Here is a 12828-nt window from a genome sequence, read left to right as displayed (position 1 = left end):
GTGCGCATGTTGGGAGGCGAGAAGCTCAGCGGCATCAATCCAATCGGATTTTCGGCGCCGAGATACGATTGGCGACTCCTTCAGCGCTGGAACATCAGCGAGAGCCGCCTGCCGCCGGGGAGCGAAGTCCTGTTTCGGGAGCAAACTGCATGGCAGCGTTATTCCTCACAAATCCTGCTGATCACTGCCGTTCTTCTCGCGCAAGCTGGGTTAATCTTGGCCCTGCTGAACGCACATCGTCGGCGACGATTGGCGGAAGTACAAGCGCGGCAGCGAATGAAAGAACTCGCCCACGTCAACCGCTTCTCAACCGCTGGCGAACTTACCGCGTCGATTGCCCATGAAATAAATCAGCCGCTAGGGTCCATTCTGACGAATACCGAAACGGCACAGGCGATGCTTAAATTCCCCAATCCGGACCTTGCCGAACTAGGCGAAATCCTGGGCGATATTCTACGGGATGATCAGCGCGCCAGCGAGGTCATTCGAAGGATACGAAGCCTGATGAAGAAGGCCCCCTTCGACCCGGTAGAATTGGACCTCAACGATGTTGTGCGGGAAACCGTAGATTTTCTTTCAGCACTGGCCATCGCACGGCAGATCGAATTGACTAGCCTGACTACGCAGAATGCCCTTCTGATCCTCGGCGACCGCATCCAACTTCAACAGGTTGTTCTGAACCTTGTAATGAACGGCATCGAGGCGATGAAGGATACGCCGCCTGAACATCGCAGCATTAGCATCCGGACTTCGCGCGCCGAGAAATTTGCGGAGCTATCCGTGTCAGATCGCGGACCCGGCATTTCAGAAGACAAATTGAAAGAGGTCTTTGAGCCTTTCTACACCAGCAAAGCGGAAGGCATGGGCATGGGGCTGTCCATCGCGCGCACTATTATCGAGGCGCACAACGGGTTCATCTCGGCAAAAAATCGCGATCACGGCGGCGCAACGTTCCGGATCAGGCTTCCCATTGTCGGTTGACCCAAACGGCAGCGGTGCGCCAAGCGCAGTGGTCGAGCCGATCCATCCAAAGGCGACCCGGTTCTCCTGCTGATGGAGGAGGAAAGGGGCGTGTGGATGCGGGCACCTTGCAGACCATGCTGCGGAAAGCCCAGGCGCATCGTATAGGTCAAAGAACAAATTTCAGCGCGTCTTCGCGGGTTACCGAACAGCGCCGGCGCGCCGGCCCTTGCCCCGTGCCCGACGCGGATCAAACTCATCGACCGCATTCTGCCAGGCCACGATCTCGTCTTCATACCAGACGCGCCGGTTCGGGCTGATGTAAGTGCACTTCGGAAAGCGGCCTGCTTTCTCCATGCGATAGAGCGTGGTGCGGCTCAGCGGTATGATGTCCAACACTTGCGTCTCGGTGAGCATGCGGCGGGGAGCAAACCCATTGACCCCACCGATCCCCGTCTCGCCGATTGCTTGTTTAGCAGCGGTCATTGCGAGTTTTCCTTGAACGCGGTTCATTCAACTCTCGGCGCAGCGGTTTTCCTCAACTGCTGGCATGAGGATTGTGCGGATGCCCTTTGTCAGGTCTCTGCTTTCTTGCTTCGCAACACCTTGCGAATGGATTCAATTTGTGTCGAACTATTGTGACTAATGAAGACGCGTCGAAAGTTTCGAGCGACCGCCCGTCCAATGACCTGCGGATCGTCGTCCGGGGCCGCCTGCGGTCCGTTCGTGCCCAGTGGTTTTAAGGTTGCCTCGGCAGAAGCGGGCGGGGTGATCGTGTAGCTGTTCAGTTGGTCGACAATCGCTGCCATCAACGCTGAACGTGCCCGTTCATCGGCCCACCACGTGGCCCCGAAGTCTCGCGTGATCTCGGCCGCCAGAATCAAAATCGAATAGATGAGATCGCGGGTGTGGAGATCTGCCTGGATGTCGAAAGACATTTCCAAGCGCTGACGGATCTCCTCCGCGATCGACCGGTAATTGAGAGAGCTTTCTTCCTCAAGCTTAGCGCGCAGTTCGTCTCCGAGCGTAATCTTGAACTGTTGCTGCTTCACGAGCGTAGCCCTATTTATCACGGTCGGGAGACCTTACCCTGGTTGACTTTAAGGGTCAATCGGAACAGAGTTGCGGGAAGGCTGGGGGAATTGGCGCCAAATGGAGAGCGCGTGATTTCTCTCGAGCAGATTGCCGTCGCGTGCGGCGGAGCGAAGAAGACCAGCGGCGGGTTCATTTGCCGTTGTCCTGCTCATAGCGACCAGAAACCGAGCCTTTCCACTGGATACAGCGCTGACGGCAAGGTGCTGGTGAAGTGCTTCGCCGGTTGCGATCAGTGGGCAGTCATCGACGCACTGAAGTGCCTCGGCGTCTGGCCGGGGATGCATCAGGCTAAAGCGGCGAAGCCTGCAGTGACGATGGCTACGGCCCCCGCGGGTACTGGCACCTCCTCGTCTGCAGAATGGGCAGCAACGATCTGGAAGAATTCGTTCGCGGCAAAGGGCTCGCTGGTTGAGACCTATCTGCGACGGCGTGGTGTCACGGTCCCGATCCCCTCGGCCATCCGCTTTCACCTCGGGCTGCAACACCCTGAGGGGGCACGCTGGCCCGGCATGGTTGCCTTGGTGACCGGCGCGCTCGGGAACACGCCGATGGCAATTCATCGCACGTTCCTTTCGCGCGACGGCACTTCAAAGGCAGCCGTTGCGACCGCGAAAATGATGTTAGGCCCCTGCAAGGGCGGGATTGTTCGCCTCGGCGGGCAGGGCGGCGTCCTCCTGATCGGCGAGGGGATCGAAACATGTCTCTCGGCGATGCAGGCGACCGGACAGCGGACCTGGGCGGCGCTCTCGACCTCGGGCCTGCGCAATCTCGATCTCCCGGACAATGAGTTGGACATCGTGGTTCTCGCCGACTCCGACCAGGCGGGTGAGGCGGCGGCGCAGAATGCCGGCCGCCGCTGGGCGCGGGAGGGACGCCGGGTCAAGATCGCGCGTCCACCGCGAGGAGTGGATTTCAACGACATGCTGAATGCTGCCGCCGGCTGGGCCCAAGGCCAGAATTTGCCGCGGGTGCAGGAAGCCACCGCTCGCAGATCGAGCTACGAGAGTGCGTTGTCATGGCGGTGAGTACGGGAGACTGCAAGTACGGCTTTCCGCGGTTTCTCTGCCGGCTTTGCGATGGAAATGATTGTGGCGCGGGCTGCGCGGTGCCGGCCGCCCCAACCATCGGCGAGCAAAGTATCCTGACGGCGATTGCGGCCGCAGAGGAGGTGCGTGGTCCCCCGGATGAATTGGTCGGGCAAGCTGCCGCCCGCCCCGACGCGGGTTGCACGCCGCATGCCGTCATGGCGGCCGAAGGGGAAAAGCGGGCGGAGCTCGAGGCGCAGCCTGCGGCGCGCAAGGGCGCGGTTCGCGAAGTGGCGATTGTGGACCAGAGCAGTGCTATTGTTACTGCAAAGCGTACGCAGGCCAATGTTCTGGTCGAACTGGCGCAAGCCGCCCGACTGTTCCACGCTCCAGACGGAACAGGTTTTGTCGATCTGACCATCAACGATCACCGGGAGACGTGGCCGATCCGCTCGAAGGGTTTCCGCCACTGGCTCACGCGCCTCTACTATGAAGAGGAGGCGGGCGCCCCGAGCTCGGAGGCGTTGCAGTCCGCATTGAATTTGCTCGAAGCAAAGGCGCGCTATGATGCGCCGGAGAGGCGGGTCCATACCCGCGTTGGCGCTTTTGGCAACAAGCTCTATCTCGATCTCGGCGACGAAGCATGGCGTGCCGTGGAAATCGACTCGACCGGCTGGCGCGTTATCGACAATCCGCCCGCGAGGTTTCGTCGTCCGGCCGGCATGCTGCCGTTGCCGGTACCGGTGGCCGGCGGATCGATTGAAGCTTTGCGACCCTTTCTCAATGTGAGATCGGAGACCGACTTCGTCCTGGTGGTCGCCTGGGCGCTGGCCTGCTTGCGCAATAACGGTCCGTACCCGGTGCTTGCGTTGGCGGGCGAGCAGGGCTCGGCCAAGTCCACCTTCACGGCGATCCTGCGATCCCTCCTTGACCCCAATACCGCACCCTTGCGCGCACTGCCGCGTGAGGATCGCGACCTCTTTATCGCCGCCAGCAACAGCCACGTGCTCGCCTTTGATAACGTCTCGGGCTTGCCCGCCTGGATTTCCGATACCCTCTGTCGCCTGGCCAGTGGCGGCGGCTTTGCCGTCCGCCAACTCTACACCGACAACGACGAAGTCCTGTTTGATGCCAGCCGCCCGGTCATCCTCAACGGCATCGAGGAGATCATTGATCGCCCCGACTTGGCGGACCGCGCCGTCTTGTTGACGCTGCAGCCGATCCCGGAAGAGCGCCGCCGCCCGGAACAGGAACTGCGTGCTGCGTTCGAAGCTGAGCGCCCCAGGATCCTCGGGGCGCTGCTCGATGCTGTGGTGGTGGGCCTCCGGCGTTTGCCCGAAACCCATCTGCAGAAGCTGCCCCGTATGGCTGACTTTGCACTGTGGGCAACGGCATGTGAGGTCGCGTTTTGGGCTCGCGGCACCTTTCTGTCCGCCTATAGCGGCAACCTCGACGAGGTTGTGGAAGGCGTGCTTGAGAAGAACCCCGCTGCCGTGGCGCTACGGGCCATGATGGAAACACAGACGGTATGGGCGGGGACCGCCACGGAACTGCTGGACGCGCTCACAAGTCTGGTGGGGGAGCGCGCGGCCAAGACGAAAGACTGGCCCAAGGTCCCCAATACGCTCTCGGGTAAGCTCCGCCGGGCCGCAACTTTCCTGCGCAAGGTCGGCATCGATATCGACTTCGGCAGGGACACGAAGCGCCTCCGGACCCGTACCATCACGGTCACGAGGATGCAGGCTGCTAGGGCAGAGAAGCAGGGGCCCGGAGCGTCCGCTGCGTCCGCACCGTCCGACAGCACGGCAATCACCGGCACGGACAACGCTTTTTCTGCCGCGTCAGCGTGGACGCAGGACGCCCACGCGGACGATGTCACCAGCCGCGACGATCAGATCGTCCGCAAGATCAGCTTGGATAACAATGCTGCGGACGGTGCGGACGGTGCGGACGCTGTGCACCCCCTTGAATCTGAGTCCAAGGAAGTTCCGGTCGATCACTGGACTGGACGGATATGAGCGCCGTCGAAGCCCTGAATGCGGCCCGCGCCGCAGGCATCGAGCTCTCCCTCGATGGCGAGGATCTTGTGCTGAGCGCAGCCGCAGCGCCGTCAGAAGTAGTGATCGAGGCCCTTTCCCGGCACAAGGCCGAAATTGTGTCGCTGCTCCGGCAAGACCAGTGGTCGCCCGACGACTGGCTGGCATTTTTCGATGAGCGGGCAGGCATCGCGGAGTTCGACGGCGGGCTGCAACGAGCAGCTGCCGAGGCGCGCGCCTTTGAGTGCTGCGTCGCCGAATGGCTGGATCGCAACCCGGTTAGTTCACCGCCTGGACGCTGTCTCCACTGCGGTGCCAGTGAAGGCCCCCTCGACGAGCTGGTGCCGTTCGGAATCGAGCCGCTTGGCCATGCCTGGCTGCATTCGCGGTGCTGGGCGGCATGGCATGAGAGCCGCAGGGCTACGGCCATCGCCGCCCTGTCGTTCCTCCTGGAGGAGTAAATGGACGATCCGCTTAGCTCGGGGTTGGCGCGACCCTGAAACAGAGTTGGTACCGTTTAAGCGGAGAGGCGCTGATGAGGAGACGATGACGGCGGAGGAGTTCTGGCGTACCCCAAAACGGCCGGACAGAAGATCGAGGTCGAGACCTGCGAAGTCATGTGGGAATCTAAAGGCGAGAAACAAATTCGATGAGATGACGGACGCACACGGAGAAAGTCATGCGCGCGAAAGCGAAACGTGATCCGGCAGTCAAGAGCGCCGAAGATTCTAGTGCTAGTGTCCCGCACTGGCATTTCGTGCTCGCTTGCTGTGCGGACGCGACTCCGGCCTTGTTTGCAGAGCCTTCCTCCACCTTCGAGGGTAACCTCTTCAACTTCCCTCCCGCCCAAATGATTATATTGGCGGAAGCCTTGGAGGCCGTTATTCGGTCCGGCAGATGCGCGAGGATCTTTTGGGAAGAGGGCAACCCGTCCGAGGATGCTGACGAGGCGGTGCAGATGATCGGAAAGTTTGCCAGCTTCCTTCGGCAACACGCGCGCATTTCACTCTGCTGAGGCCACGCCGGAGGAGATCGCCAATGTACGCAAGCATCACGAAAGATCACATCCTGAATTTGTTGGAAGTGTTCGTCGCGGCAATCGAACTGGATCAGATCCGGGTCGACGCCTTGCCGGAGGGGGCCTTTGACTACCACTACTCGGACAGCATGTGGCGGCTCTGGCGCCGCTGCCATCTTGAGTACCTCCGCTTGCTGCTCTCGACTGTAGATACGGTCCTGCCGGCCGTCTTGGAAAAGTTGGGATGGATTGCCACTCACTACGAACCCAAGCTCGTCCGCGAAAGGTTGCGCGACTTACTTGGATCTGCAGCGTCAGGGGATGCTCCTCGCGAGGATGTCGCCACCGCTGCTCTCTTTTTCGAACGGTTGATCCAGGACATTTCGGGCAATCCCGAGGGAAAATCGATTGGGCAGGAGGCCTGGACTTCGATGATGCAGTGGCTGCCGATCACCGATCCGCTGCAAATCGCTGACGATCCCGAATGCGGTTATCGGTTGGGAGTGCACGCTTTTTCTTAGTGCATTGCCATCAGTCTAACTCCAGTCGCCTGCGTAACCACCCGTAACCAAGCTTTCGAACTTTCTCCTCCCCGGTAATATCCGCCGAATCCATCGGTAATCGGCGGATTGCCGCCTGTGCCGGCCATAGAAAGCCAGGCAGCACAGTCTTGAGCCAGTACGTAACCAGCGTAACCAGGCTTGGACCGGGATGATTTGCAGGCGAGGAGAGAGGCTGCAGCAACAATCTATAGTTCTGGAGTCAATTGCGGAATAGAGTCAGGTCTCTAAGTCCTGCAATAGTGCGAGGCAATGATGGGACGACCGCTCGGAAGCCTGAACCGCGAAAAGCCGTTTCGGGACGCCCTCGCGATTGCACTGCGCAACCGCCCGCTGGAACTACGCAGGGTTGCAGATCAGCTGCTCGACAAGGCAGAGCAGGGCAACTTGGCGTATATTCACGAGCTGATTGATCGCTTGGATGGCAAAGCTGTCCAAGTCGTTGATCGGCATGACGTTCCGATTCATGAGCTCAGCGATGCTGAGCTGTATCGCATCGCTGCGGGCGGTGGATTGAGTCCCGACGCGATGCTGCTGATCCCGCCGCCGAAGGTCAGGTCAGACGATCCGGGTTGAGAGAGACCTTATCTGCAAACCGCAGGCGGCTGAGCATTCTGATGACTTGCGTCGCCTGCCATTTGCCGCCTCGCGCCGTCGTCAAGCCTCGCTCATTCAGGATCACCGAGATGCGCTTGGCAGGAATATTGCGCAGTGGCTCGAATACGAGGCGAAAATGCTCTGCGTGCAGGTCCGCTTCAGCCCTGCGGGCTTTTCCGATATCAACATTGCCGAGCACCTGTCCACGAGCCTTGGCGGCTGCAAGTGCTTCCCTGGTGCGCTGTGCGATGCGCTCGCGCTCCTTCTCAGCCATCGCCGCAAAAACATGCAACACGAACGAGTCCACGTCGGGCCCCAGCTCAGTGACGATGAAGGGGATGCGCTGCACCATCAGTCCGCTGATGAAGTGAACGTCGCGGCTCAATCGATCCAGCTTGGCAATGATGACCGGAGCCGCGCCTGACTTGCCGCCTCGACCGAGCTTACGGGCGAGCTTCATGGCGGCTGCGAGCTCAGGCCTGCGCTCCAGCGCATCAGCACCTTTACCGGTCTCGACCTCGCGGTACTCAGCCTCAATGCTGTAGCCGTGCTGTGCGCAGAACAAGCGGATTGCAGCTTGCTGCGCTTCTAGGCCTAGACCGCTGCGGCCCTGCTTAGGTTTGGACACGCGAATGTAGGAAACTGCCGGTCGCATAGAAGATTTATCCTCCAAAGAATTACGCGTGATCGCACGTTCATGTGTAAACGTCACTGAATCTATCTGATCGACACGCAATTCGGAATCCACTTTCTTCGGAAATGCAATTCGTCGTGTAATGACTCACGGTCACCGCCGAGCGTGATGATGCGTTTGCAAGCGCACGGGGGCTGCAAGATCAGACCAGCCCGAGATTTCTGACCAAAGGCGTGGGGGGAGGGAAAAAGTTTCGCGGAAAGAATGCTTGTGTGAATAGAGCCTCCTCCGAAATCGATTGCTCAAATTTGAACAGATCGTGCGGGGCAGGTGCCATCAGTTGATCGTCCGCCTCAGGCTCTTCTCCAAGCCGCTGGTCCGCCTCGCAAACCATTTTGCCCCATTTCCGGCACCTTTGCCGATCAACAGAGTTAGAAGCTGCCTATGGGCTTGGTCTTTGACCTCTTGCTCCGTAGGACCTCCGATTGGACTTAGCGGTGAGGCGACGCTGTCGCAGTGCCTCTTTCATACCCGAGGGATCCAGCATGAAACGCATGGTCGTGACCGGCATCGTCCTTCTCTCGCTCTCTTCCGTAGCCGAGGCGCATCGTCTCTCCGGGAGCGCGACCTACTACGGCGGAAGTGACCGCCTGTGCGGTCGCCGCACAGCTTCCGGGGGCGTGCTCAACTGCGCTGCAATGACGGCCGCCCACCGTACGCTGCCCTTCGGCACCGTCCTGATGGTTCAGAGCGGCGGCCGGTCGATCCAGGTCACGGTGAACGATCGGGGTCCATTCACCGGCGCGTTCCTCGATCTATCGCCTGCGGCCGCGAGTGCGCTTGGCTGTCGCTGCACACATCGCAACGTGACCGCGACGATTGTGCAAATGGGATCCGGTGGGACATTGGTCGCGAGCCGCAACCGCCAACGTCCCGTCGCTGCGGCAGCCGTGCCAGTATTCTTCCAACCGACCGAGGATGTCATCCGTCCGTTGGGAACGTTCGGATCGTCAATGGCAATGGCTCCTGCGCCGCGTCATCACCGTCGCCACTAGTACAGGAGGCAGCCCGTGGCATTGCGGCGAGTTGCCATATGCTCGACGGCACAGCCATAGTCAACAAATCGCATATCGAGGAGCCCCGTGATGCGGTTGTCCGGTTTGGCTACTGTCGCGCTTATCGTGGGTGCCTCCAACCCAACTTATGTTTCTATCGCGATGGCAGCTCCAGAATGTTCAAGATCGATGGAGCTGGCGGATTGGGGAGAGAATTCGACCGGTGACATTAACGTTGCGTCAGGGGAAAGTTGCACTTTCCCGATCACGTTGCGCGGCGCAACGACTAGCTCGGAAATCTCGCAAAAGCCAGCACACGGCAAGCTCAAGAAGGTCAACGTTGCGATTTACGAATACAAGACAAAGGCCCGATACAAGGGAAGTGACACCTTTGCCATCAAGGCAACGGGTAAGGGGTCGAAGGCTTCTGGCACATCGGTGATCACGGTGCACGCGACGATTAAGTAGCGGGTCGAGCAGTTGAGCGACGCCTACGAGGCCGCACCAGTCTCGCGGCTGTTGATGGCGTCCGCTGTGGGGCCGTCCGCGATTGCGAAGACGTTGAAGATCGGCCGAACACCAGTTTATCGCACTTGCACAGTGAGCCGCTCTCACGTGCAGTCCGCAAAGCTTCTATCCGGTACGCGAGGCGCTTGCGGCGCCTCCAGAGCTTCAGAGAAAGAAGCTTGCTATCTGTTCGGTCTGTATTGCTGTCCATTGCGTGGCCCGGGAGCATCATCAATCCGCGAAAACCAAACGGGGGCGGCACTCGTCACAATTCAGGCAATACCTTGTATGACTGTGGTTCCGGTGATTTGCAGGCTGCGTTTTTTTCGCGCTCTGTGAGATCGCCAGGAGCTGTTGGGTGCGCTCAGTCCTTCGACGCCAGCGATTGGATAACCGCCGAACTGATGCGTCGACCTGCAGCCCTGCGCGCATCACCCCGGCATTCCATACGTCGGTCTGGAGACGCCTGTACGCGACAGTGCTGCCGGTACCGATCCGAGCTGTGATCGCGCCCGCAACGCTCGCTCTGCTTGCGTCCGGCGCCTTGGTTGAGAGGGCGACCGCCCAAGCCTGCACCGTTGTAGGATCTACCGTCACGCTCACCAGCGGATCTTGTAGCATTGCTCCCGATACCATTCTCAACGGCGCGCCTGCGGTTCACGCGCTCACCAGCGCCAACATCACCACCAACAACGTCAATATCAATCCTTTCAACGGCGGAAGCACCGGTGGTTTGGCCGAATCGAACAGCACAATCATCTTCAGTTCCGGCTCCAGCATTAACGGCAACTGGAGCATCGCTGCATCAGCGCAAAGCGGCGGTCAGATTATTTTTCAGACGGGGTCGGCGATCAACCCGCCCTTCGGCGGCGGAAGCACCGCATTGCTCGCCAACGGAGCCAACAGCCAGATCAGCGCGGCTGGCCTCGCCGTAGGTCTCAACGGCGCGGGGGGCAACGTGGCCGCGAGGGCGACTAATGGCGGCACCATCAAGCTGATAACCGGTAATTCGATCAGCTACGCGGCTGGCGGTGGAGGCAATACGGGGTTTTGGGCAACGGGCGCCGGCAGCCAGCTTTCGTCGAGGGGTACCACTTTATCGATGCCCGGAGGTGGTGGCGGTGATACCGGGGTGCGGGTGGACGCGGGCGGTGTCGTCACGCTTAACCTGGATACGGTCGCTGTTCTGGGCAACGGCGGCGGGGAGACCGGACTTTTGGCGACCGGTGGCGGGAGCACGATTGCAGCAAACACCGTAGCGGTCAACGTTAGTGGAGGCGGGGGTAATGTCGGGCTGAGTGCAACGAACAACGCCGGGATCATCACGGTCGGCGGTTCGGTCTCCGTCGTCAACGGCGCAGGTGGTCTGCTTCAGAACGGCGGTACCGTGACGATGGCAGGCACTACCGTTACGGCTTCGGGGAATGGCGGCATCGGCTTTCTTTTCAACAACGGTGGCGCCGCCAACACGTTGCAGTACAGCAATGCGACGATCACCGCGAGCGACGCTTCCTTCTCGGTACAGGGCGCCACTGCCAACATCAATCTCAGCAACACGATCGCGACCGCGAACAACAACACTCTGCTCAACACGAACTCATCCGGCAACACGACGTTCAACGCCCAAAGATCGACCTTGCAAGGAGTGATCTCGACACAGAACGGCGGTGCTAGCACTGCAAATCTCTCGCAAAATACGATCTGGACGATGACTGGTGCTTCGACAGCAACAACCGTCATCAACGACGAAAGCCAGATCATCTACACCGCGCCGACCGGTGATCCGATGCAACTGTCGAGTTACAAGACGCTAACCGCAGGCAACTACACGGGCGTGAATGGCACAGTCGGGCTCAATACCTTTCTCGGTGCGGACGGCTCGCCCTCGGACAGGCTCATCATCAACGGCGGCAGCGCGACCGGCAATTCCTTCTTGCGCATCACCAATGCGGGCGGTCCCGGCGCCGAGACGGTGGCGAACGGCATCGCGGTGGTACAGGCGATCAATGGCGGCACGACGGCGACGGGTGCCTTCACGCTCGCTGGCGAGGTGCGCGGCGGCGCCTTCGACTATTTTCTCTTCCGTGGTGGCCTCGACGGCAGCAGTCCCAACGACTGGTTCCTGCGCTCGACCTTCATCGTCCCTCCGGAACCGATCGAGCCGCCGACGGTGCCGCTGGTGCCGATCGGGCCGTCGCTGCCAATCGATCCGCCGCCGGGGGTGCTGCCGCCAGGCGTCTATCCGATCATAGGGCCGGAGATCGCGACTTACGGCGTGGTCCAACCAATCGCCCGGCAATTGGGGATGACGACGCTCGGCACCTTGCATGAACGTACCGGCGATACATCGCTAGCCGCAATTACGGGGACGCCATGCCTGACCGACGGCAACACGGCGAGCGGGATGCCGCGCAAGGCGCCCGTGAAAGCGCCGACCGATTGCCGGAGCGCCGGCTGGGCGTCCTCAGTCTGGGGCCGAGTCTTAGGCCAGCAGATCGACAACCATTACAGGGCATTCGCCGATCCGCGCGCCTCTGGCCAGCTGCTGGGCTTTCAGAGCGGCATCGACCTGTGGCGTGGCGAATGGATGCCGGGCCATCGCGATGCGGCGGGCATTTATGGCGGATATGCCAATGCCAATGTCAATGTGAGCGGTCTCGTCACCAACGAGGCTGCGACCGGCTACGTGCTCCGTCACACCGGCGGTCTCAATCTCAATGCCTGGTCGGGCGGGGCTTACTGGACGCATTACGGCCCGAATGACTGGTACCTCGACGCGGTGGCGCAGGCGACGCGCTATGAAGGTGCTGTGTCCACGCAATTCGCCAGCCTTTCGACCACCGGCTTCGGCTTCCTCTCGTCGCTGGAGACGGGTTATCCGATCCGGCTGGCGGTGTTCGGACCGGGCTTTGTGCTGGAGCCGCAGGCGCAGGTCGTGTGGCAATATGTATCGTTCGACGACGCCAATGACGGCTTCGGCGCGGTCGCGCTTGGCACGACGTCAGGCGCCAGCGGGCGGATCGGCCTGCGCGGCAAATGGTCCATCGTCAGTGACAGCGGCGAGCTGTGGCAACCCTATCTGCGCGCCAATCTGTGGCGTGACTGGGGGGCGCGGGCGACGGCGGTGTATTCCGGCGTCGACCCGGTGCCGCTGCTGGAGCAGGCCACGCGCCTGCAACTGGGCGGTGGCGTGAGCGTGAGGATGAGCCCCCGTGTCAGCATCTACGCCAATGCCGACTACCAGTTCGCTGTCGGTAATACCGATGGTGGCCAGCGCGACGGCATCCGCGGAGCCGCTGGCGTGCGATATACGTGGTGAAGCTATTTGCGTTTCCGCCCTA

The 12828-nt window shown here is 60.8% G+C and carries 13 protein-coding genes; 10 read left to right on the top strand and 3 right to left on the bottom strand.

Annotated elements, in window-relative coordinates; translation table 11 throughout:
* Positions 1–981 (top strand): sensor histidine kinase (locus AC0L2F_RS33875; protein ID WP_473251314.1); only part of this gene is annotated, 981 nt, incomplete at its 5' end.
* A gap of 180 nt (positions 982–1161) precedes the next feature.
* Here the strand turns inward: AC0L2F_RS33875 and AC0L2F_RS33870 are convergent.
* Positions 1162–1473: a helix-turn-helix transcriptional regulator gene (locus tag AC0L2F_RS33870; protein WP_156526781.1), complete on the bottom strand. Its 312-nt coding sequence runs from the start codon at positions 1471–1473 to the stop codon at positions 1162–1164.
* Between the two features lie 62 nt (positions 1474–1535).
* On the bottom strand, positions 1536–2012 hold the full coding sequence (locus AC0L2F_RS33865; protein WP_063993429.1) for a hypothetical protein: 477 nt from the start codon (positions 2010–2012) through the stop codon (positions 1536–1538).
* A gap of 111 nt (positions 2013–2123) precedes the next feature.
* Between AC0L2F_RS33865 and AC0L2F_RS33860 the strand changes: the two genes are divergently transcribed.
* The 6 genes from AC0L2F_RS33860 (at position 2124) to AC0L2F_RS33835 (ending at position 7270) form a co-directional block, all read left to right on the top strand.
* Complete coding sequence (locus AC0L2F_RS33860) at positions 2124–3080, top strand: DUF7146 domain-containing protein (RefSeq protein ID WP_063993428.1); 957 nt, start codon at positions 2124–2126, stop codon at positions 3078–3080.
* A complete protein-coding gene (locus tag AC0L2F_RS33855; RefSeq protein ID WP_245313433.1) occupies positions 3071–5098 on the top strand; it encodes a hypothetical protein in 2028 nt (675 codons plus the stop codon). The genes AC0L2F_RS33860 and AC0L2F_RS33855 overlap by 10 nt, the downstream gene beginning before the upstream one ends.
* Positions 5095–5577 carry a hypothetical protein gene (locus AC0L2F_RS33850; RefSeq protein WP_063993427.1) on the top strand — a complete coding sequence of 161 codons (483 nt, stop codon included), beginning with the start codon at positions 5095–5097 and terminating at the stop codon, positions 5575–5577. The genes AC0L2F_RS33855 and AC0L2F_RS33850 overlap by 4 nt, the downstream gene beginning before the upstream one ends.
* A gap of 218 nt (positions 5578–5795) precedes the next feature.
* Positions 5796–6131, top strand: coding sequence for a hypothetical protein (locus AC0L2F_RS33845; RefSeq protein ID WP_063993426.1), 336 nt, complete (start codon positions 5796–5798; stop codon positions 6129–6131).
* Between the two features lie 23 nt (positions 6132–6154).
* Positions 6155–6655 carry a hypothetical protein gene (locus AC0L2F_RS33840; RefSeq protein WP_063993425.1) on the top strand — a complete coding sequence of 167 codons (501 nt, stop codon included), beginning with the start codon at positions 6155–6157 and terminating at the stop codon, positions 6653–6655.
* A 291-nt stretch (positions 6656–6946) separates the two neighbouring features.
* A complete protein-coding gene (locus tag AC0L2F_RS33835; RefSeq protein ID WP_473251313.1) occupies positions 6947–7270 on the top strand; it encodes a hypothetical protein in 324 nt (107 codons plus the stop codon).
* Here AC0L2F_RS33835 and AC0L2F_RS33830 read toward each other — a convergent pair.
* Complete coding sequence (locus AC0L2F_RS33830) at positions 7248–8027, bottom strand: recombinase family protein (RefSeq protein ID WP_371449369.1); 780 nt, start codon at positions 8025–8027, stop codon at positions 7248–7250. The genes AC0L2F_RS33835 and AC0L2F_RS33830 overlap by 23 nt on opposite strands.
* Positions 8028–8470: 443 nt before the next feature.
* Between AC0L2F_RS33830 and AC0L2F_RS33825 the strand changes: the two genes are divergently transcribed.
* The 3 genes from AC0L2F_RS33825 to AC0L2F_RS33815 all read left to right on the top strand — a co-directional run bounded on the left by AC0L2F_RS33825 (position 8471) and on the right by AC0L2F_RS33815 (position 12806).
* Positions 8471–8980 carry a septal ring lytic transglycosylase RlpA family protein gene (locus AC0L2F_RS33825; protein WP_063993421.1) on the top strand — a complete coding sequence of 170 codons (510 nt, stop codon included), beginning with the start codon at positions 8471–8473 and terminating at the stop codon, positions 8978–8980.
* A 90-nt stretch (positions 8981–9070) separates the two neighbouring features.
* Positions 9071–9448, top strand: coding sequence for a hypothetical protein (locus AC0L2F_RS33820; RefSeq protein WP_473251312.1), 378 nt, complete (start codon positions 9071–9073; stop codon positions 9446–9448).
* 541 nt (positions 9449–9989) lie between these two features.
* Positions 9990–12806 carry an autotransporter family protein gene (locus AC0L2F_RS33815; protein WP_245313432.1) on the top strand — a complete coding sequence of 939 codons (2817 nt, stop codon included), beginning with the start codon at positions 9990–9992 and terminating at the stop codon, positions 12804–12806.
* The last annotated feature ends 22 nt before the right edge of the window (positions 12807–12828 follow it).

Source organism: Bradyrhizobium sp. Ken64 (assembly GCF_055807555.1).
Note: the sequence above shows the minus strand (reverse complement) of the source record. Positions and strands in the feature narration are given on the sequence as shown.